The sequence below is a fragment of the Paenibacillus sp. P4_A9 genome (assembly GCF_056402415.1).
In genome coordinates, this window is record NZ_JBFUHL010000008.1 from 105,718 (window position 1) to 127,215 (window position 21,498).

14 protein-coding genes are annotated in these 21,498 nt (G+C 43.2%); 1 reads left to right on the plus strand and 13 read right to left on the minus strand.

What is annotated here, in order from left to right:
• Positions 1-23: 23 nt before the first annotated feature.
• The 6 genes from AC1DVJ_RS09095 to AC1DVJ_RS09120 form a co-directional block, all read right to left on the minus strand.
• A complete protein-coding gene (locus AC1DVJ_RS09095; protein ID WP_477590055.1) occupies positions 24-3,974 on the minus strand; it encodes a polysaccharide lyase family 8 super-sandwich domain-containing protein in 3,951 nt (1,316 codons plus the stop codon).
• A gap of 831 nt (positions 3,975-4,805) precedes the next feature.
• The gene (locus AC1DVJ_RS09100; protein ID WP_477590057.1) at positions 4,806-8,396 is read right to left on the minus strand and encodes a discoidin domain-containing protein; all 3,591 of its coding nucleotides are present in this window, start codon (positions 8,394-8,396) and stop codon (positions 4,806-4,808) included.
• Positions 8,397-8,425: 29 nt separating this feature from the next.
• Complete coding sequence (locus tag AC1DVJ_RS09105; protein ID WP_477590059.1) at positions 8,426-10,165, minus strand: class I mannose-6-phosphate isomerase; 1,740 nt, start codon at positions 10,163-10,165, stop codon at positions 8,426-8,428.
• A gap of 16 nt (positions 10,166-10,181) precedes the next feature.
• Positions 10,182-11,015 carry a carbohydrate ABC transporter permease gene (locus tag AC1DVJ_RS09110; protein WP_477590061.1) on the minus strand — a complete coding sequence of 278 codons (834 nt, stop codon included), beginning with the start codon at positions 11,013-11,015 and terminating at the stop codon, positions 10,182-10,184.
• Positions 11,016-11,945: a carbohydrate ABC transporter permease gene (locus AC1DVJ_RS09115; RefSeq protein ID WP_477590062.1), complete on the minus strand. Its 930-nt coding sequence runs from the start codon at positions 11,943-11,945 to the stop codon at positions 11,016-11,018.
• Positions 11,946-12,028: 83 nt separating this feature from the next.
• The gene (locus AC1DVJ_RS09120; protein WP_477590063.1) at positions 12,029-13,336 is read right to left on the minus strand and encodes an ABC transporter substrate-binding protein; all 1,308 of its coding nucleotides are present in this window, start codon (positions 13,334-13,336) and stop codon (positions 12,029-12,031) included.
• A 257-nt stretch (positions 13,337-13,593) separates the two neighbouring features.
• On the opposite strand from AC1DVJ_RS09120, the gene AC1DVJ_RS09125 reads away from it, so the two are divergent.
• Positions 13,594-14,487, plus strand: a complete 894-nt coding sequence (locus AC1DVJ_RS09125) for a helix-turn-helix domain-containing protein (RefSeq protein WP_477590065.1) — start codon at positions 13,594-13,596, stop codon at positions 14,485-14,487.
• A gap of 76 nt (positions 14,488-14,563) precedes the next feature.
• Here AC1DVJ_RS09125 and AC1DVJ_RS09130 read toward each other — a convergent pair whose 3' ends face one another.
• From AC1DVJ_RS09130 to AC1DVJ_RS09160, 7 genes are all read right to left on the minus strand, one after another.
• On the minus strand, positions 14,564-17,146 hold the full coding sequence (locus tag AC1DVJ_RS09130; protein ID WP_477590067.1) for a glycoside hydrolase family 38 N-terminal domain-containing protein: 2,583 nt from the start codon (positions 17,144-17,146) through the stop codon (positions 14,564-14,566).
• A gap of 61 nt (positions 17,147-17,207) precedes the next feature.
• Entirely contained in the window at positions 17,208-18,143 is a 936-nt protein-coding gene (locus tag AC1DVJ_RS09135; RefSeq protein WP_477590068.1) for an ROK family protein, read from the minus strand.
• 456 nt (positions 18,144-18,599) lie between these two features.
• Positions 18,600-18,839, minus strand: a complete 240-nt coding sequence (locus AC1DVJ_RS09140) for a hypothetical protein (RefSeq protein WP_477590070.1) — start codon at positions 18,837-18,839, stop codon at positions 18,600-18,602.
• 200 nt (positions 18,840-19,039) lie between these two features.
• Complete coding sequence (locus AC1DVJ_RS09145) at positions 19,040-19,957, minus strand: sugar phosphate isomerase/epimerase family protein (protein WP_477590071.1); 918 nt, start codon at positions 19,955-19,957, stop codon at positions 19,040-19,042.
• Positions 19,958-20,026: 69 nt separating this feature from the next.
• Positions 20,027-20,845, minus strand: a complete 819-nt coding sequence (locus AC1DVJ_RS09150; RefSeq protein ID WP_477590073.1) for a 5-deoxy-glucuronate isomerase — start codon at positions 20,843-20,845, stop codon at positions 20,027-20,029.
• A 4-nt stretch (positions 20,846-20,849) separates the two neighbouring features.
• Positions 20,850-20,993, minus strand: a complete 144-nt coding sequence (locus AC1DVJ_RS09155; RefSeq protein WP_477590074.1) for a hypothetical protein — start codon at positions 20,991-20,993, stop codon at positions 20,850-20,852.
• Positions 20,994-21,009: 16 nt separating this feature from the next.
• Entirely contained in the window at positions 21,010-21,468 is a 459-nt protein-coding gene (locus tag AC1DVJ_RS09160) for a NanQ anomerase/TabA/YiaL family protein (RefSeq protein WP_477590076.1), read from the minus strand.
• Positions 21,469-21,498 lie beyond the last annotated feature (30 nt).

Genomic DNA, 21,498 nt, shown 5'->3' on the forward strand with positions numbered 1-21,498 from the left:
AATATTTACCTCGGCACGAATGTTTATCTATTTGACATTAAATATGCAGCATCTCTAAGCAAATAATTTGCCGCTTCAATCGATATGTACTTTCCTTTTTGTGCCTGAACCTCGCTGACAAAACTATTCAAATTATTGCTGGACAGCTTTGCCAGCAGGCTCTTTGCTATTCCCTCATTGTCGATCCAATCGCTCTTGGAAAAGCTAAGTACTAACGACTGCAAGGAAGAGATACTTGTAGTCGTTTGGAATTCGATAGTCTGACTGTTCACGTTTCCAGCCATATCGCTTGTCGTAACAACGAACTCATGATTACCCAGCGGCAGGGTATATAGTGCGATCGTTTCCCCTTGATGTACCGCATAAGTATCCATTGTCACCGTAGTCCTGCCGCTGTCAACACGAGACAAGTTATCGCTCAGTGTGATGAGTGGCTGAATATCTGCAGCATCGCTGTAGGAACCATATACTAGACCTGACACGGTAATAGTCGGAGCAGTTGCATCCAAATTGAAACTGATGCTTTTCGCTGCCTCTGCATTTCCAGCATAATCCGTTGAACGATAGCTTATTGTATACTTCGCATCTTCGGCGAACGTGACCGGCCCAAGATAAGGCTTCCACGAAACTCCACCATCCACCGTATACTCCGTCTTAGCCACACCTGATAAATTATCGCTTGCGGTAAGAGATAGCGTGACTGGATGGGAATGCCAACTATTTTGACCATCTTCTTGCTCAGTAGTACTGGATGCAGCGGTAGTAGGTGCGATCGTATCCATACTTGGCGAGTTTATAAGAATAACTGGTCGATAGGATTTGTTTGAGTGCTCCTTCGATGCATAAGTCACATAGACATTTCCTTGATTTGTAGGCGAGGATACTGCGATTGATAATAGCTTATCCGCAGTTAGAGCCGCATTAATCTGTTCGGTGACATCAATGCTTACAGGGGTACCCGCGGCCGGTACAGTCCAAGAAGCGAGCTTACTACCTGAAGCAGGTTTGTTACTCCATGTAATCGTGCTTTCATTCCAAGCATGATTGTCTACTAGATTAGCCTGGTTTGTAAAACCTGTGTTACCGCCTGTCGGAACCAAAATCATTCGAGCATCCCAAACTAAGCCGGTAATGGAGGACAGATCAAATTTCAGGTATGCGGATCGGTAATAGCTGGTGCCATCATTTTTGATATACATTGTGGAATCGTTGCCATAATTCGTATTTGAAAAGGTGCCGTCTCTGACAAATGCATCTGCTGTATCATTTAGAGATGCGCTTGGATTAGGGGCTATAATAGGTGTTGCCGTCACTTCATTCGAATTATCACTCTCACCTGCACTGTCTATAGCCGAAACAGCAAAGTAATAAGGTATTCCATTTGTAAGTCCTGTGACGTTAAAATGGTTAAATTTGCTGACATTTGYGATCTGAATTTCACTTGAATAGTTTCCGGGAGCATTGCCGTACTTCACTTTATATCCCTTTTCGCCGCCAACTGAGGCCCAGCTTAAATCAACTTGTGATGAAACGCCTATTTGGGGAGTGTTTAAGACTGGTGGAGCCTTAACAGCGGATGCCTCAAAATTAAATTTCGCATTAAATGTTTTTCCAAGAGCACCATTCACGTTAATCGTCATCATGATTGTCGGACTTAACTGTGTCACCGTTATACCCGGATCCAGACTGATCACACCGGTTGCACTTCGGGTGACTTCTATATTAATGGTTCCCTTGTTTATTTGAGTGGGATCGGATACGCCGATGTCCATCTGGTTTGCAGTTTCCAGTGTCGTAACCGAAGCCTTCTTGTCGCTTGTAATATAGCCTGTTCCGCCTACGGAAACCGTTTTCATAACATCGTTCCAGAAATTTGCTCCTACTGCGTTCAGCGATGTGTCCTTCACGGCTTGTGCATCCGATGAATTCTCAAGAATGGAAATATCCGGATTGCTTGCGTAGCTGGCCATATCCGCTGAGCTTTTATTCGGAAGTACAGCATACGCATAAGATGCATTCGTTGGATTCACGCCGTGATTAAACGCAAGACTAAAGAAATTGTTTGTATACGGAGTCGTGTTGCCCCCTTGATTGATATCGCTCCAGGCTCCCGTTCTTGACTCACGGAGTCCATTCAAGCTTGCCCCACCCGGGAAGTAGTAGCCGATATCAGATCCAGCGGCATTGCCAGCCAAGTGCGCCCATTGAACATTCGGCATGGTCTCCGACCATCCGATTGCGCTTGATTTGGCAACTCCGTTCACAGTCACAGTGTTGTCTCCGTTACCGCCGAGCTTGCGGTTCTCAACGATCGTTTCCACATTCGTGTTGTTCGTATTTGTAATTCCTGCCCCTAAGGCAACCATTTTATCCCCGAACATAAACCATGATTTCTTACCCTGCAATGGACTTCCTGTATTCTGTGAAAGTGAAAACTGCATGCCGGCTGTACTGTAAAGACCATCAACAGATGCCCCTCCGACCCAAGTATTGGGATTGGAATAATTCTTCCAAGCAATCGGTGTACCGCTGCCCGTACCGTCTGTTGTGGTTCCCGGCAATCGATAGCTATTAACGGTAGCCCAATAGTTATCACTGTATTGGTTCAAATCAGCGTTGTACAATTGCGTCATCCCAACACCCGTCCACCAGGCCTTTGAATTTTCCCCATTTCCGAACTCAAACGCGGAAATTCGATTAGAGAACATGCTTAGGCCAATGCCAAAGCCGGGACGCAGATGGGCAACTCGACCCATACTCGCAAACACCTGAGACTTAACTAATTCTCCGAATGGAACAACCGAGGCGTCATTCATTGTAGATTTAAACAATGTAATCAGGAAAATCGATATAGAATCGTAGTAGTTGGTAACCGTCGTATCCGACAGAATCCACTCTTTGACCATACTCTTATATAGCTTTGCTTTATCTGCAGGCGCGGACTGGGCTAAAAATAGGATCGATCCAATCACGCTTCTTCCGGTTGCATGATCCTGCTCACCCTGCCTTGATAACTTCCGTCCGCTTACCATATCCATCATAGCGCCTTTATAGATAAGCGGTTGATAAGCATTCGTAATCCATTCGAATACATTACTCACATTAGGATCTGTAACCGTCCATGTGGATCCATTAAGGATATAAAGCAGTCTTGCCATATCGGTAAGCAACACTACGCCATAACTCCCGGTATACGGGATAGATCCATGATCGACATATGAACCGTCGGTATAATAGCCATTCCCGCTGTTCACATAAAGGAAAATCTGACTCAGCGCATCCCTTCCTTGAGCGATCTTCGAGCTAGATTTGCCGACAATCCCCCTAATGATGAGATTCTGCGCTTTATCTGCACGATTAGCTCCCTCTTCCAGGGCATTATTGATAACCCTATTCGAGGCATTTGGGCACCATTTATCAATGGCGCTGATATAGTTGCTGATTTGAGCAGCCGTCAATTGGTCATACATCAAGACCATGATATCGTTAAGTTTGATCGGCGTACCGATTTCCCAATCATACCAGTTATCTATTTCAGTCCTAGAAGCATTATATTGATTGACATACATCCAATCGAGTCCCCTAATGATATCATTTGCTAGCATGGCGTTTCCTTGAAGAGAAGAACCGCTAGATGAATACGCAAGAGCCATAGCATACAGACGGCCATAATTGTTTGATATCGTACCAGAACGTGTCCAGTCCGATAAATCGCTCCAAAGGTATGTACCATCTGTAAGCGTATTTATGGATGACCAAAATACATTAGCTTTAGAGGTAATGCTGTCCAGTTTTGAAGTAATATCCGGATCTGCAGCGTTGTATTCACCTCCAACCAAGTAGCTTTTCCACTTTGCCCTTAGACCATCGAGTTCATCAGCAGCTTGGGCGGACGGGACCATCGAAATCATCGACCATAACATCGTTGCAATTAGAAAGACGGCTATATACTTGATTTTCAAACTGGCTTGCATGAAAAATCAGCTCCTTAGTTAGTCTCTTTCATTAATAAAATTTAGCTCTTTCTTGCTTAACTCAAAGCTACACGATTCGGCTATAGGAAGGAACAGCGAGAATTCCGCAAAGGCTATCCGCTCTTTTGAATATCGGCTATCCATTCTTTGGATTGACTGATTGATTTATAGATTCGCCGGAAAATCTAACAATGGACAAGCTATTAAGCCACTCATCGGATCGTTACGGCATGGAAAAATTGGTTGCAGGCTTTATTCTTTCTGGCATCATCACCTCCTCCACCCTACTAAATAAGCGTTCACCTGGTTGAGTGAAACGCCTATTTACTTCTTTATTTGTTACTTCAAAACTTTATTGTCTACTTCAAAACTTATTTGTCAACCGATAAAAAAGCACGATTGTTGGGTGACAAATAAGTTTTGAAGTGCAAAAAGCCAGCAACCATAAGGGTTTGCTGGCTTTTTCGTGAAAAATAAAATGACAAATAAAGTTTTGAAGTGGTTTTACGGTCAAATTGTCTAAATTACAAATTAGTTTTGAAGTACTTCTTACAAAGGGATTCTTCTCTATTAATTATTCAGGTTGTGAACTATTTGTCAAAATAGGAGAACGTATTACCATGATAATACTCGAAAGAGGAACCCCATTTTCCTAATAAATTATCACCTCTAAGATCAATGATTGCCAATTGTCCCTGAGATTTTAGAACTCTCTTTGCCTCCATCAATACTTTTTTAGGGTCCCAGAAATCCATCTGCAAATTTCTTCAGCTCGCAAAAAAAAGCTGGATATCCAGTGAAAAGATACCCAGCTTATGGAATCACATTACATCAAGGTGCTATAGGCGCAGGGTAGAATCGTACCTCGCTTAATCCGAAAGTACTTTGAATCCCAAAGGCTCCCTCAAATACCCCGCCGTAATTGCCCGGATTGGCATCCGTCGCACTATTAGGTGTTATTCTCACATAACGCGCATTTGCTCCACCAAAATCAACGACACCGCCGCCAACTAGATTTGTTGGCGCAAGTGCTGCAGTTCCATTTGCCGCTTTCGCGAACTCATAGTGACCATCCGCGCCAAGAGGAATCCAGTTTTCTCCATCTACTGAGTATTGCACTGTGGCATAACGAATCCCTGTTCCATTTTTTAACCATCCAGTGCCATCATCTTCGTTATAGTTCCATACGAACATTTCACCAAGACTAGTCGTTCTGCCCAAATCAAATTGAATCCAGTTATTGGTATCATCTGCATCTTCCGGCGTTGCCCACATATTTGAAAACGTATTGTCATGGGTGTCCGTTTTACCGTCTGTTCCCGACATTCCGGAATCATCAACTGTTTTTGGCGCTGTTATACCGTAGTCTGTATTTTCACTACCTGCAACTGCCGTTGCAGGTAATGAAGCAGTGAAATGTTTGTCAATCGAGATGACATATTCCTCTGTTGTTCTATGATCCGCCGCAGTCACCTTCCATATATTACCATCTAATAATGCAGTCGTGCCGTCAGTTATTTTCGTTCCGAGCGTTCCATCCGTATAAACTTCATATGTCTGTGCGGATCCGTCATTGGAATAAACAGCATCTGTGACACTATTTACAGTGGAACCGCTAGAAACATGGATTGTACCAGCGCTAATTTGGGATACAACATTGTTATGCCCGAATTTAACACCAATTCCAGTATTGGTTCCACTATAAATCTGACGCATATTTACAAAACGAGGATGATACATTTCACCATTCACATAATGTACATTGCCGCCATCTTCCGTTGAATTCACATTATATGAGATCAGCAGCTCACCGGGCTTGGATATGTTAGGATGTGCTTTCGCATTATAAATGAACGTATTAGCCGCATAGGATTTATCTTCCGGTGTATAGTACAAGGTTGTAGGCGGTCCGAATGGCCCTACAGGGGTATTGCCGATACTTTCTTTAATTAAACCATGATCTGCGCTAAAGACACCTGTCGAATACACAAGTCGATATTTGCCGTCATTCGGTCCACCAATGATTGGTGTCACACTTAACTCTGGCGATACATCAACATGACTGTCTGATATGATCTTGGCTGCGCTAATATCGCTAGTCCAACCGTTATTGCCATAGTACATCCATTTACTTTCATTCTCGAAATCTGACGGCAATACGCGTGCTACAAGCAGTCCCCTAACTCCAAAAACTGTTTGGTAGCCATATGTGTAGACATAACCATCGGGATTGGGTGCCCCGGCTTCAGCCGTATTCGGCATAAATCCAGCTCCGAATTGATTTTCTTGTGTAAGCATATTGGGAACATCGTTGCCATTTGCATCTTTTTTAGTTCCCCACTGGAATTCGGTGTGGTAAAGCAGCGAGGTATCTACTTGTGTTTGATTGACAACATCAATCTGTCCTTGGTTGATAGGAACCTTTATCATAGAAACGCCTACTACTTTAAACTGCCAGCCTGCAGGTTGAGTTGGGTCTGGGGCCACATTCATTGCGGAAATGTAAACATTGTTGTTCAAATTGATGCCATCTTGGAGCCAGTACCAATTATCTGGCGTTGCCTTAGGGGTTCGGGGAACGAAAAGACCGCTTGTTGTTTTTCCGTTAGCATCTTTACCCCAAATGTAATTCATTGCTGCGGGATCAGGATTTCCTCCATCCAGCACGCCCAACGTATTATTAGTAAAATCGGAAACATTTCTGTATTTTGAAACGGGATTAGCATTACCTACAAACGTATCGCTGAACAAGAATAGCGTTTTGGTTAGACCCGCCTTGCCAGGAGCATCGTAGCCGTTATAAGCGATGGAATAAATACCGTCGGAGCCCGTCCAGCCCGAAGTTTTGGTTACAAGCGCTGTCCAATCACGTGCAGGTTCAATTATGGTGCCTGGCGCACTGTAAAATCTCACCTGACTTAGCCCGAAAATTGCATTCTTGCTCCAGTTTCCATCACTTGCGGCAGAGTTCGGCACAATCTTTACATATCTTACACTCGCACCATTAAAATTGACGACTCCTCCGCCAACGAGATCCGTTGGTCCTTGCGCTCTCGATCCGGAAGCCTTTGCAAACTGGTAAGCACCCAGAGTTGTCCATATTGTTCCATCTACAGAATATTGTACTTGCGCATTTTTAATACCGTATTCTCCAGCAAACGCGTTATAATTCCATACATGCATTTCACTCAGAGGATACGTGCCTCCCAGGTCAAATTTTATCCAGTTATTCGCGCCCGGATTGACCGCGGTCAGCCACATTGAATTTACAGCATTATTATGTACATCCGTTTTACCCGCTGAGCCAGACATGCCGAAATTGTTAACTGTGTTAATTGCAGGTGTATAAGTTGAATTAACACTGCCTGCAGTAACATCCAAAGCGGTGACATTTTGATCCATTTCTGTGATATAGCTGGTGTATCTATAGATACGAATCTGGCTCAATCCAAAAGACGTGGGCCCTTTTGCATTCCAGTTACCATCGCCAGCAGTTTCATTCGGCACGATCTTGACATATCTGGCAGCAACGCCGCTAAAATCAACAGTAGTATTTGCCTTCTCTGTTGCTGAGCCGGATGCCTGCGCAAATTGTTGGGTCTTACCTGATCCGCCAAGGTTGGTCCAAATCAACCCATCGGTTGAATATAGCACTTGCGCATTTTTTACTCCCTTATTCGTAGTGCCCGGTTGATTGTAATTCCATACCAGCATCTTCCCTAAAGGATATATGGCGCCAAGATCGAGCTGTATCCAGTTGCTTGACCTTGGATTATTATCCGTCAACCACATGGTAGCACCGTTCGCGTCATTATCATGCGTATCTTGCGTTCCATAATATCCTGACATTCCAGAGTTATTCGTTGCATTTACAGCCTTATTGACAGAAGTTTCACTGCCAGTTGTAGTAGTAACCGGCGTCAGCAGGAATGAATCTCCAACGGGATTAACTGTAATCGCGTACTCAGCAGTTGTGCAGTTGTCCTCTGCTGTGACCTTTAGCATATTGGTAGTCATTAACACCGTATTTCCAGTACTTATCTTGGTACCGCCATGTGCCGTGTACACTTCGTATGTTTGCATAGAATTATTCGTGGCTTGCAAGGCTGCAATGACTTGACTTACAGTCGTACTAAAAGCAGCACGGATTGTTCCCGGCCAAATCCCTGTTACTACTGCTTCTTGTCCAACTTTAACATTTATCGAAGTGCTTGAACTGAGCCTATTAGATGTCTCGCCAATTTCCCCTTCGATTCTTTTGCATGAAGACACTTCTTTTGCTTCCCATTTTGTAACCTCATTGGAAGCCCGTTGCTTGGAAGAATCACTTGATGGAGTTTGAGCATTCGCAATATTAAAAACAGATACCATTAAGTAAGCAGCTAAACCAAATGCTGTCCATTTCTTCATTACGCTTCGCATACTATTTCCCCTTTATCGATTAGATTCACTTAACTTCTTACGTATGCTTTTAAGGTCCCAATTCGTTTTCCCTGACTTCGTCCGATTGGTCGAATTGTATATTCGCCTACGGCTGCGGGGATAATAAATGTTTCCGCATAGTGAACAACTAACGATAGAAAAGCACCGCTCGGACTTTCAACAATGGCTTCTTCACCTTCGATAAGATTCAATACCTGCACACCATTATTCGTGTGATGTGATACCTTATCGGTAAACCAATGGCGTCTGGTCTCGATAAATTCGAACTCGTGAAGACCGGTTCTTTCTTCTACCCATCCGTCTCCTTCTGCCAATTTCTCCACTTGGTTGACCAAATTTTTGGTAACCCAATCGGTAGTACGATCCCATTGTATATTAAGACGTCCATGCTGTAAGTGAACCGGACGCGGTCTACCGTCCAGTCCTAGACGTTCCCAGTCCCATAATTTAAATGTGAAAATATAAGGTGTAGCGCTAACTTCCAAAACCATAGAGTTTGTTCCCGAGCAATGAACCGTACCAGCCGGTATTAAAAAATGATCATGTTTTTGAGCGGCAAATGTATTGATATAGGTTTCGGCGGGAAACGAATAGTCCCCCTGTTGTGCCCTCTCCAAATCATTAAACATGCTCTCAGGATCGACGTCTTCCTTTAATCCCAAATAAACAACCGCATTTTCCCCAGCGTCCAGCATGTAATAGCTCTCATCCTGCGTATAGGTCATTCCAAAAGTTTCTTTTATGTAGTCCGTAAGTGGGTGGACCTGCAAGCTAAGATTTKGGCCCCCCATCGTATCCAGAAAATCAAATCGAATTGGAAATTCCGCTCCGAAACGGGCAAATACTTTCTCGCCCAGCAAAGCACTGGATTCGAAAAATACGAGATTAATAGAAGGAAGCTCTACACGAATATCTCCGTACTGAAAATACAAGCTATTTTCTTCGGGCACGCCGTCAAAGCCCCAAGCATAAGGGTGTTCCTTCGGTTCAAGATCAATATTCTCCTGCAACCAGTGACCGCCCCAGACTCCTGGATCAAAGTAAGGAACAAGACGAAACGGTTGACTGGCCGTTTGTTTCAAACCAGAAAACAATGCATGAAGCGTAACCATTTTGGGATCGTCTTTGTGGTTGGTGTCCAAATAATAGTCAATTTTGGGTAGCAAGCCGCATTTTAAACGATCGGCTACGCGCCATTCGATGAAATAGCCTCTTTTGTATTTCCTTAGAATATCCTCATGGTGATTAGCTGCCCGCCAATTGCCAAATTCCTTACTCCGATACCTTTGTTGAATTTCCCAACGAGCCATATCGGCATAAATGAGAATGTCGCTATCTGCAATCAACGATGCGCCGAAGCCGTAAACAATAATAACGCCTTCCTCTACTGATTCGATTTGGCGTTTGATATGATCCAGTTTCGCAGAATCATAGAATTCATCAATGGAGAAGGGAGCCATGCGCCCAAACACCCGATCCTCCGTCAAATATTGAGAAAGTTTATTCTCCATCTCTTCCGGTTCTATAGCGGCTTCTTCTATCGGGATGATTAGACTGGGAGTTATGTTCTTAAGTCCGTTAATGATTTCGTTTGTTCTTACCGCAGGATAACACTCAATGATAACAAGCGTTTTTCCATTGCTTTTCATTCTCTTCAGCAATTGTTCGGCAATCGATGCATAACCTCGCCACACCTCTTGCTCCATCCCATTAATCAAAACTACCGGTTCTTTATCGTAATTCGACATAGCTGTCAACCTCCATTCAACCCTTTACGGCTCCAGATGCGACACCATCCAGAATTTTTTCCGAGAATACCACAAACAAGATCATGATAGGTACAGTCGCCACAACAGAACCAACCAATGCTTTGTCCATCGAAAGCATCAAATTGCCTGTGTACTTCATAACAATAAGCGGTACGGTTTTCTTTTCTTCACTTTGAAGGAAGATAAGCGAAATAAAAAACTGGTTCCAAATCTGCACTGACATAATAATGCAAATACTAAAAATGACAGGACTTGCCAGCGGAAACATGATCCGATAAAATATTTTCCATTCGGATGCTCCGTCTAATAGTGCGGACTCGTAAACTTCTGAAGGCATTTTCGCAAAGAACACGGTTAGCAGCAACACTGGCATGGATATCCCCGATGACAAAATCAAGATAACAGACCAACTGGAATTCACCAGGTGCAAGCTTTTCATCATTAAGAATATCGGCAATACCCCTAGCTGCGCAGGAAACATCATCCCCAGCAAAAAATAAATTTGCATCGCACCGTTCAAACGAAACTTATACCTGCCCAGGGCATAAGCCACCATCGATGAAAATAGAACTATAATAGCTAACGTGGCCACAAGGATAAATACACTGTTGAAAAAAAACAGATGAAATTTCTGTTCCGTAAACATGGTTATATAATTATGAAAGCTTAAGGAACGCGGTTTGCCAAACGTATTCGATAATAAATCCGATTTTTCACGCAACGAATTATAAACCATATAAAGCAATACAAGAACTGTAAATATCGAGTAGATCCAGAGCAGTATGGAAGCAAGCGAGGCTGTAATTTTTTTCTCTGAAAAACTGTTCACTTATACTTCCTCCCCTCTACGTTTATAAGTCAAAACAATTTGAAGCAAAGAGATGACGAAGATTAGTAAAAACAGGACACAGGCGACCGTTGAACCAAGTCCCATGGCATTTTCGCTTAAATTTCCTCCAAGAGGATTATTCGATACTCCAAAAGTAATGCGATAAAAGAATAGCGACATGACATCCAGATGATGATTCACCCCTCCGGAAACGCCACCCAAAATAAAATTGAAATCAAAAATTGTCATGGAAATAATGTACGTAATCAATACCATATTAAGAATCGTGACTCTGATTTGAGGAAGAATGATGCTGAATAACCGCCTCCAGTAGCCGGCTCCGTCCAAATAACCAGCTTCTATTGATTCACGGGAAATCATTTTCATCGCGCCGAGAAAAAAAACCATTCCTACGCCAAAACCTGTCCAAGAAATCATAAGCCATACGATATACATGCCGAATTCGGGAACGCCAAGCCAAGGCCGTACATATTCACCTAGGCCAATTACTTCAAGCAATTTATTGAAGACGCCAACGTTGCTGTCCAGAAGTAACGTGAAAATGAAGGCAATAACAGGTGTTGAAATAAACTGCGGTGAAAAAATAGCGATTCTAAAAAATTTAAAACCTTTTACTTCGTTGTAAATCATATAAGCTGCAATAATTTGCAAAGGGATCAATATAATCACGCTTAATGCGAAAATTTTCAAGCTATTTAGCAGTGCATTCGTAAATTGCGACATCAGTTCCGAAGAAGTAAACAATTCGACGTAATTGGAAAATCCTACAAATGTTTTCGGCCCTATCCCGTTCCAACGAAAAAAGCTGATTCGTCCAGCTGCAATAATAGGGTAGACGACAAATAAGGTATAAATGATAAAACCTGGTGCGAGAAAAAAAAGATAAGGTCTTTTTCTGATGAAGGCCATGCCAAAACTCACCTACTCCATTGGTTTCTAAGTAAACAATCATGCCGATAAAATCATCCATCGGCATGATCACCTTACTCCTCTTACTTTTTGCCCAGTTCCTGTTGCATCAATTTTGTAGCATCTTCACCTGTGATTTTACCTGTCATCAGGTTAGACAGAATACCGGTCAACAGCAGGTCTTGAGGCTTGGATTTCTCCGTTGATCCCGCAGCGAAGCCATTGTAAATATTTTTACCGATTTTATCAAAAGCAGAGAACTCGGCAACAATATCACCCTTAGGCTTAATATCCTTTATGATGGGTACATTACCATTAGCATCTTCAACAATTTGTGCCGCTTCCTGACTGGACAGGAATTTCACATATTCGGCGGCTTCTTTCGGGTGTTTACTTGTAGCAGCAACCGAATAGGTTGTAGAGTTGTTCATCCCTTCTTGGGCATATCTAACACCCGCTTTATCGGGAATTGCAAACCGACCGATGTTCAAGGTGGTTTGGGCGTAAATGGAATTACTCCAAGTTCCGTCAATGATCATTGCCGCTTTACCGTTCGTGAATGCCAATTGTGCTGCCTTTCCATCCATCGCAGCAAAGTCTTTTCCCCAGTAACCTTTTTTGGCAAAAGAAGCGTAAATATTGAACAGATCCGACATTTTGGCTAAGTCGGCATCAGCAACTGGCTTTTTCTGGCTAATAGAAACAATGGCATCATTCATAAATGCAGGAGCAAAAACCTGAACAGGCCAGTAACGATCAAAATCGCCATTTCCGCCCATTGCGATAGGGGTAACTCCTTTACTGACCAAGGTATCTAGATTTTGAGTGAATTCATCCCACGTCTTTGGAGCTTTTAGATTGTTTTTCGTATAAATATCTTTATTGTAATACACTAAGGCATAATCGAAGAACTGTGGCAACGAGCTGTATAGCTTACCGTCGACGGTTGCGTAATCAACAGCTTCTTGAGGGAATCTGCTTACATCCAACTTGTAATCATTAAGCGGAATAATTTGTTTATTCTTCACCATTTCCKCCATCTTCGTGGACTTATTGCCCTGTACATAGAAGGCATCCGGCAACGCATTTGCTGCCAAAGCGACGTTTAATGAATCTTCCGTTTCAGACCATTGATAGTCAATTTTGATGTTCGGGAATTTTTTCATGAAAGCGGCATTTATTTTTGTAAACGGTCCTTCCAAGACAGCCTGGTTTGCTGAATCTCCCCAGACCTTCAACGTGACATTTTCCCCCGCTTGCGGAGTGTTAGAATTATTGCTGCTTGTAGGGTTCGCACTGTTGATAGCTGTGTTCGGATTGCTTTGTGAACAACCTGAAGCCAACAACATGATCATGAACATTCCGGTAGCTAAGCCTTTTCCTCTTTGCATACGCTTTCATCCCCTTAATTATCAAAAAGTTTAATACAGAAGCAAAGTGAGTTCTTGTGCAAATGCGGACTGTATCTATAACTAATTATATGGATTGTCCACTTATAAGTCTTTACAGTTAAAAGACATGGATTTATAAAAATTAGACAACTTCCAGTAGCAGTCTATCAACCTCTTTTCCCATCAAATTCTAATGCTGGCATGTACCATACTCGTGTATAATATATAGGTTATCTAACAATCAGGCGGTGAAACCCATGGATATGACTCAACAGGAACTGCATAACAGTAATTCATTGCTTAACGAATGTGCTATTAATTTACGCGGTAAGGACCTTTCGTTCTATGTTCATTATTGGGGCGGCGAACAAAAGCTATACACCAACCATATTCATAAACATTCATTTTTTGAAATATGCTACATTGTTAACGGGCAAGGGACTTACGTGGAGAACAATCAGAATTATCCCCTAAAGAAAGGGACATTCTTTATGTCGCGTCCTCATATTAAACATCAAATATTTAGCAACGAAGGGCTATATATCATTTTTATTGCATTTGAATTGATCGAATCCGAGTCTTCCGTGGAAGCTGTAAATAGATTCCAAAATATGGCGAAGTCAACCACGATTTATTTGGAGCAAGCGGAAAACTCTTCTGCCATTTTAATCTGGACCGCACTCCTGAAGCAAGTCCAATATGCGAATCAATTTCTCGAGAACAATGTACTGTCGTTATCGAGCGCGCTTATCTCTACTTTTGAAGTCATGTTTTCCGATAATAGAAACAAAACAAAAATCAGTCCGACTCAGCCCTCAAGCACTACACTTGTACATAAAGCAAAACTATATATTCGGGATAATCTTGCTCAATCTTTGAAACTCGGCGAAGTAGCAGACTTTTTGCATGTTTCCTCGCGTCACCTATCCAGATTGTTCGCTGAGGAATTAGGGCAAACTTTTATAAATTATGTTCGCAAAGAGCGAATTCGCCAGGCCGTTAAACTACTTTCCACTACCGAGTGGTCCCTTAAACGCATTGCGGAGGAAACAGGGTTTGATACGGTTCACTACTTTACTACTGTTTTTAAATCAGAAATGGGGGGGCCTCCCGGCCAATTCGCCAAAAAAATGAAAGACCAATTGGAGTAAATATCAAACACCCCTTGGACTGGCATTCAATGCCTTTCAAGGGGTGTTTTGATATTTGGCGAGTTGTTTAAGTTAGTTAACGAATACGGATCGTAATCCATTGTCTAGCACAGATAGTCCAGCTGAGTCCACCGTTTACGACCTCCAGCTCATTTGTATTTTCTTCCAAAATATTGGTTATATAAGCTTTATTTATAGCGTAATCTGGCATCTTAATGAACACTTGGGACGGTTCATCCTTCACATTTTGTAATCGAACCACAACACCGTCTCCATTCTCAGCCGGCTTGACATATTGAGTCACAATGCCGTCCCCCGCCACATCCAATAATTTCTTTTCCTTTTCAGCCGTAGCGTGAATTACAGGGAAAATTTGTACAGGATGGGAAGCTTCAACCCCTCTTTTGATCGTTTCATCCACCTGAAATTTGGTGAACGTCGACAAGACGTATTTGACTGTAATTCTTCCAGGTTGACTTGCTCTAAAATTCGTATCCCAATAATTGTTTATTGGCCATGCCAATAAAAGCGGATTCGCATCACGGTTGATTGTTTTTTGTTCTTTGCCAAAATTAAAATCGCCAATTTGTACAAGTGGCGCATCCGGGCATGCGAGCGTGATCCCATGATTTTCGTCATACAAAGAAACGGTTTGGTCAACGGTTACCCAATCCTTGCAGGCTTCGGGAAGCTGATCATCATCCAGACGGATGCTTGTGCCCGCACTATCAAACACAGCCTTCCAGTTGCTTTCCAAAGTAAGTGGAAACGCAAAATAGATAGATTCCGGCTTTCTGTTCTCTAGCTTGTCTATAATGGCAGACAACTCAATATTCGGATTGTTTTTAAAGAAAGTAATCCTTTGCTGCAAAAGTTGTACTTCCGGAGCTTCCCAAACGAAAGCCAAGGTTACCCCGGAATCATGCTTTTCGACCTGGAAGGAAATCAGTCTATCGACAGCCCTTCTGCTTGCTTTCCAATCGTTTTGCCAACAACTTATGCTGTTATTACAATCATCAAGCACCCTGTTGTATAACGTAGTCCTGTGCTGCTTATTTATTAGCGGGTCCGGAGTTTCATGAACGAATTGAAAGAAGGTCCACTCGCTTCCTGCATCAATCATTTGCCAACCCGTACTTTTATCCGTCAATTCTTTCATTCTTCCGGTCTCTTTATCGAAGGTCATCTTGTAAAATGGTGTTTCAATCCATTCATCCGAGACTTGAATGGCATCTGAGGAATCTTCAGATGAGACCGGGTCTGGAATTGGGATGATCTTATAGCTGAACGGAGGCATTTTTATTAGTCCAAGTGAAGGCGTACTCCAATCGACATCATAGTTATTCTGATTGAAATGAAATCTTGTCGCAGACGTATGTCTTCCCTCATGTATAAAATCTTTAGGTAAATGCAGGTCGCATGTTTGTTCAATATGCGTCGGATTTACAAGTAAAATCCCCTCCGGCCCACCGGACTGAAGTGGGTTACCTGCGAGCTGTTCCAATTGTTTATTGAGAATATACCCGCTTAAGCTGTTGCCTTGATAGGCGAAATGCGCTTTGTGCATCCACTGGGTCTTAGTAAATAACGAATCAGGTTCCGTGACCGAGACATTGGCTCCCCATGTATGTTCATCATACATCTGAACTTCGTTCCAAGCTTCTTTGTAGAGGCTGCTATCGCTCTGGTTTGGTTGAAATGCCGACAGAAATTCCGCGCTCTTCAAGCTGACTTTGGTTCTGCGGTTCAAGCGGGTTTCTTCAGCGGAACTTGCCGCTCCGAAATTCCAATAATCCGTCCAGTCCCCAGAATAAGCTTGTATAGATTCAGCTGGCTGTTCCCTCAGTTTCTTCAATAACGTTTCGGGCGTAACGATCCTGATTTTTTGTTCATAACCTTCTGCGTTCCAATTACGAATCATTTCCAGCAATTCCTGATCTGGAGGTGTATTATCCAGCATAGGCATATTGGTTGCGGATAGATAAATAAAATCGTAGGGATATCCTTCGCTTTCAATTCTCGCGATGTACCGGTCAAGCCCTTCTTTCATAAGATGGATACTTTTCTCTTCCAAACGGCAAAATTGGGTGAATAGGGAATAATGTTCGCCATGAAAGGTCAACAGCTCTCTGCCATCTGGAGCAATCCACCGGAAAGCTCTTGGTCGTAACAGCGGTATACCTCCAAAATGCATATTGATTCCGGTCGTATACAGCTCCACTCCTGCATCCAACATCGTTTGTGCCATCGTCCAAGGTTGACCGTTGATATCATGATTGATAGCTGTTCGGATGGGAACTCCAAATTTTTCGCGAAGTTGTTTAATCGGATACAGCATACGTGCCAATTGCTCTGCATTGCATAATGGGGTCATATGCATATTCAGCGCTGCCAGACAGATCTGACCGTTTTGCAAAAGGGCTCCGAAGCGCTCGATTTGATGACTGCTTGCTGTTTCAAGCCATTTCATGACTGGCTCGGTAGCCTCACATGTCCAATAGAAGCGATTTTCTTCAGTCTCATTCCGGGTTTGTTCGCAAAGCTCTATTGCTTGATCGATATATGTTTTTTGCAGTTCCCACAGGACTGGCTGCGTATGGGTATAACCGACATCTAAATGGCTATGATGATACACAAGGATTTCCTTTATTTTAGACAACACGCATTTCCCCTTTTCCGATTGGTCGGATAAATTTGATTATTTCTGAATTAGTTATTGCTTATGCAGTTGTCTTGTTTGTTTGCTCCAATAACTTGGACACGCCGATAAAAGTACTAATGGAGGTTTCTTCCGAGGTTTCAATTGTTACGTCATAACCTTCGAGAGCATCCCGACAACCTTCAAGGAACAAATCATGGCTTTTGGCAATTTGTCCGCCTATAATTATGGCTTGAGGTTGAAATGAATCCAAGAAAGGAATCAGCATGTTCCCGATCTGTTCGCCAAAATTTCGAAAAACTTTAGCAAGCTCCTCATCACCCTTTCTTGCCATTTCTGCCAAGTCTTTAATTTCGTTTGTTGAATCGATTCCTAACTCTTTTTGCAATCGATAATATCCCCGTTTTGATATGTAATCGTCTGCAATGGAACTGCGAAATGGGGTGCAATAAATCCATCCATTCTCCGGAACATCCTGTCTATTTTTGACCAATTTCCCATTCTCAATGAAAGCTGAACCTAATCCAGTACCAATTGTGATGCAAATCGATTTATGATACGGTTTTGCTTTACCTGAAACAATTTCCCCCAAGGCAAATAAATTGGCATCATTTTCAAAAACGATGCGGAAATCCTTTGACTTTTTCTGTTTAAAAAATGGCTCATTTTCCAATATTCCTGTTATATCTTCTCTAAGATTAACACCATAAATCGCTTCGAATTTATCGACGCCATTGATATAGCAGATTCCTTCTTCATAATCAAATGGTCCGGGAAACGCATATCCAATTCCTTTTATTTGAAAATACTTATCCATAATCATGCTGAGTTGCTGTTTGATTAAATCCGCGAAATGATTTAACAATTCACCTTTCGTTCCTTTGGATTTTGCAGGATATACGGCATAAGTATTAGGCACCACTTTACCATGCTGATTTAATACAGCAGCCTTAATAAACAACCCTCCAACATCAAAAACAATCGTATAGTCATTCATTTTCCTACACATCCTCTTCAAAATACATCACATTATCTTCTATATAATCTTATTTTATTAATTTGCACACGCGTTGTCTTTTTGATTTTTAGACTTAGTTTTATAAAATAAAGACGAATAGCGCCCTTTTCAGACGTCAGAACTTCGTTGGACACCAAAACGGAACTGAATGAAGGATGATAGGTGTGCCTATTTGGGTGGGGTTCACCATCCCTTGACTCCGTTTTGCGTATGTTCTGTTGGGTGATAAATTGGTTTTGAAGTGCAAGAAGCCAGCAAACGCAAGGGTTTGCTGGCTATTCTTATAAAATGGATTTACAAATTAAGTTTTGAAGTGGCGTTTTCTCACTAAAACCCTTAATTACAAATAAGTTTTGAAGTACTTTTTACAAGAGCTGAACGGATCCTCACTGCCAACGAGCTTCTTAGACGTGAGTTCCTCCTACGACCATAAAATCAACATTGATCACAGCGAGTCATACCTCTTACCTCCATGATCGAGTTTATTGGGATAAATTTGATCACCTCCCGTACTTTGTCACCGACCTGCTCCGCCGGAATCTCATATATCAGAAATTCTTCGATTCCATCATCCTCCCCAAAAAATAAATACTCGTGGAATACACCCCAATCAATTGAGTTTTGATTGAAATGCACTTGAATCGAATCCCCTTTATTTAACATTCTTTCATTCATTTGTATCTCTCCATCTGCAGACAAAAAAAGCACCTGAAGACAACGGCCTATTACCGTTATCTCCGGATGCTTTCCGGTGCGATTCGTATTAACAGCATAATAACATACCAAAATCTTCCTTGTCTATTTACCTAGAGTATTTTGTTCTTATTACATCATGCCGCCCATTATGCCTATTGTGGTTGTACTCCAACTGATGTTCATCCTTCATCGGACAACTGCCTCCACGCTTCCTGTACAAGTGCAACATTCTGATCGATTGTCTGCTCCGGTGTCAACTCCGGATGGCAGCGTATTTCCAGGGAAATCGTACCTCGTTCGCCGGCCCCTATATAACCCGTGCCCTTAAAGAGGGAAAGAACTTCACGTACCTCCGGCAAGCCTACTTCCGTGCCTTCCCACCCAAGTGGCGGGTGCTGGTCGCCCCACCATGGATGGGAACGATCCTTCATCAAGCAGTTACCCAAATGTACATGCCGCGTCCAATCCCGGCTCGTCTCAATGGTGTGTGCAAAGCTTTCTTGCATTAGCGGAATGTGCGACACGTCCACGACGATGCCTACATTTGGCGTATGGACGGCAACGCGTTTAACAAACTCGACAACTTCCTCCGTAGGTCCGCAGAGCGATTTCTTATCGGTACTCCGATCCATCAGCTCGATAAGAAAGTGCATACCGCCGATTTTCCGCAGATAGGAACCAAGCTCCGCGATATACTCCTCAAGTGCATCGTAAGCAGCCGCTCTACGTTCCGGGCCTGGATCTCCGCCTACGCTTTGCATGAAATGAGCGACTCCCGCCGCCTGCGCAACATCTGCTTGGTCCTTTGCCAACATCAATATTTGCGCCCGTTCCGTAGGGCTTAAGGTGCACAATGGCATTTTCGGAGTAGGCATCAAGTAGCCGTTATACACGATTGTCTTTCCACTCTCTCGGATCATGTCGATTGCCTTATACCGGTACCGGTCCCCATAAGGAATGGTCAGGTCCACTACTTCAAGATCCGGCCGTGCCAGTACGCGTTCCAGCGTTTCCACATGATACTCGGGATCGTCCTTGCATGGATACAGTCCATGGTGACATAATCCAATCTTAGCAACCTCTAATAGTTCGCTCATGCAATTCCATCCTTTCTGTATGCAGTTAAGCAGAAGAGAAACTCGGATCCCATTCTGCTCTACATTTTCCTACTGATTCTGAAATGGGTTTGCCATCTTCTCTTCCTCAAGCATAAACTGAAAATCCGGATGAATGCTCGCCTTGGACTGTCGTTTCGGTCCCGCGATGAACGTTACATGGTACAAGTCCGCTCCTGGTCCGCATGCGGTTGGATGATACCCCTTGCCAATGAACAACGAATCGTTGCTTCGCAAACTAAAGGCTTGATCCATCTCCCCTTCGTCGTCGAACTGCCAAGCGAGAGCATATCCCTGCGGCTTAGAAAATTGGAAGAAGTACGCTTCTTCATAAGCGACCTCTTCCCCTGGAATGTCGTACTGGTGCCGGTGCGGCGGAATGGTCGACCAATTACCAGACGGTGTAACGGTCTCGCCTACGACAAGCATGTTGCCCGTCGTATTGTCTGACCACAGTACGAAGCGTACTTCACGCTGCCAATTGGCGGCCCCACGCTTCACCGCGCGCACCTGATCCGGTGTGATCACCTGCAACGGATACACTTCAGCTGCTTCCGCGTGGGCAACCGCGAGGAGTGAGTCCTCCACTGCTGTGAGCACCACCTTTTCTTGCTTCGGGATCAACGCTGCATAAGCCAAATCTCGAAACGGATCACGTCGAGGGCCGAACGCGCACTCTTCTCTCTCTCCCGCCTTGAAACGACAATTCCCCTTAACTAATACAAGCGCATACTCCCTGCCGGCTGTGTCTAGCTCATAGCTCTGGCCTGCCTGTAAACGGAGGGCGCCTGTTTCCATCCGACGGAGATTCCCATCTACCAGAGCCGTATAACCTTCTTGCAACGGCTTACGTATTCTTCCGCATTCCATTTTGTCAGCCTTCCTTTCTACTCGAAAATGCCACGTAAAAAACATCGGGATTATTAATCGTCATCCCCATGGTCCGCGCTTCCGTTAGGAAAGAGGCATTCGTACTCGGACCGGTTAATAATACCGTTTTAACGTCAGTAATTTTCATTTATCTCTTCCTCCTACTATTTATTAAGATTGATCTTAATAACGACCTTCTTGATCTCGCCCGGCTCACCCCAACCGCATTTCGGCTTGTGGGCATCCTCCGGGAAGAAGATGGCGTAGGTGCCCGGCCACATATTAAGAGCAATTCCGCCGTCGCCTGCAAAATTGATTTTGTCGGTTTCTTCTATATAAGGGGTTGTAGGCGTTAGTCGATCGACATGCTCATAGTACATCAATTCTTGGCCGGATACGAGAAACTGGATGTCGAGATACCGCTTGTGGGCTTCCCATTTGGCCTCGTCTACGGAAAGCGGATCGAACGTTTGCACAAGAGCATAAACATCGTCACCATCGATCTGATATTTGCCGTCCGGTACCGGATTTTGAAGAAATTTGCGAATATATTCGATTCCCTCTCTCATACCGGGGATCAGAGATTCATATAAACCGCTATTGTCTAATATGTCGAAAATCATGACAGACCTCCATAAATTTAATCAATATAC

Coding starts and splice junctions, on each gene's coding strand:
- AC1DVJ_RS09125 (WP_477590065.1), top strand. CDS start 13,594: ATGGATATGACTCAACAGGAACTGCATAACAGTAATTCATTGCTTAAC.
- AC1DVJ_RS09145 (WP_477590071.1), bottom strand. CDS start 19,957: ATGAGCGAACTATTAGAGGTTGCTAAGATTGGATTATGTCACCATGGA.
- AC1DVJ_RS09150 (WP_477590073.1), bottom strand. CDS start 20,845: ATGGAATGCGGAAGAATACGTAAGCCGTTGCAAGAAGGTTATACGGCT.
- AC1DVJ_RS09100 (WP_477590057.1), bottom strand. CDS start 8,396: ATGCGAAGCGTAATGAAGAAATGGACAGCATTTGGTTTAGCTGCTTAC.
- AC1DVJ_RS09140 (WP_477590070.1), bottom strand. CDS start 18,839: ATGAATGAAAGAATGTTAAATAAAGGGGATTCGATTCAAGTGCATTTC.
- AC1DVJ_RS09135 (WP_477590068.1), bottom strand. CDS start 18,143: ATGAATGACTATACGATTGTTTTTGATGTTGGAGGGTTGTTTATTAAG.
- AC1DVJ_RS09155 (WP_477590074.1), bottom strand. CDS start 20,993: ATGAAAATTACTGACGTTAAAACGGTATTATTAACCGGTCCGAGTACG.
- AC1DVJ_RS09160 (WP_477590076.1), bottom strand. CDS start 21,468: ATGATTTTCGACATATTAGACAATAGCGGTTTATATGAATCTCTGATC.
- AC1DVJ_RS09115 (WP_477590062.1), bottom strand. CDS start 11,945: ATGGCCTTCATCAGAAAAAGACCTTATCTTTTTTTTCTCGCACCAGGT.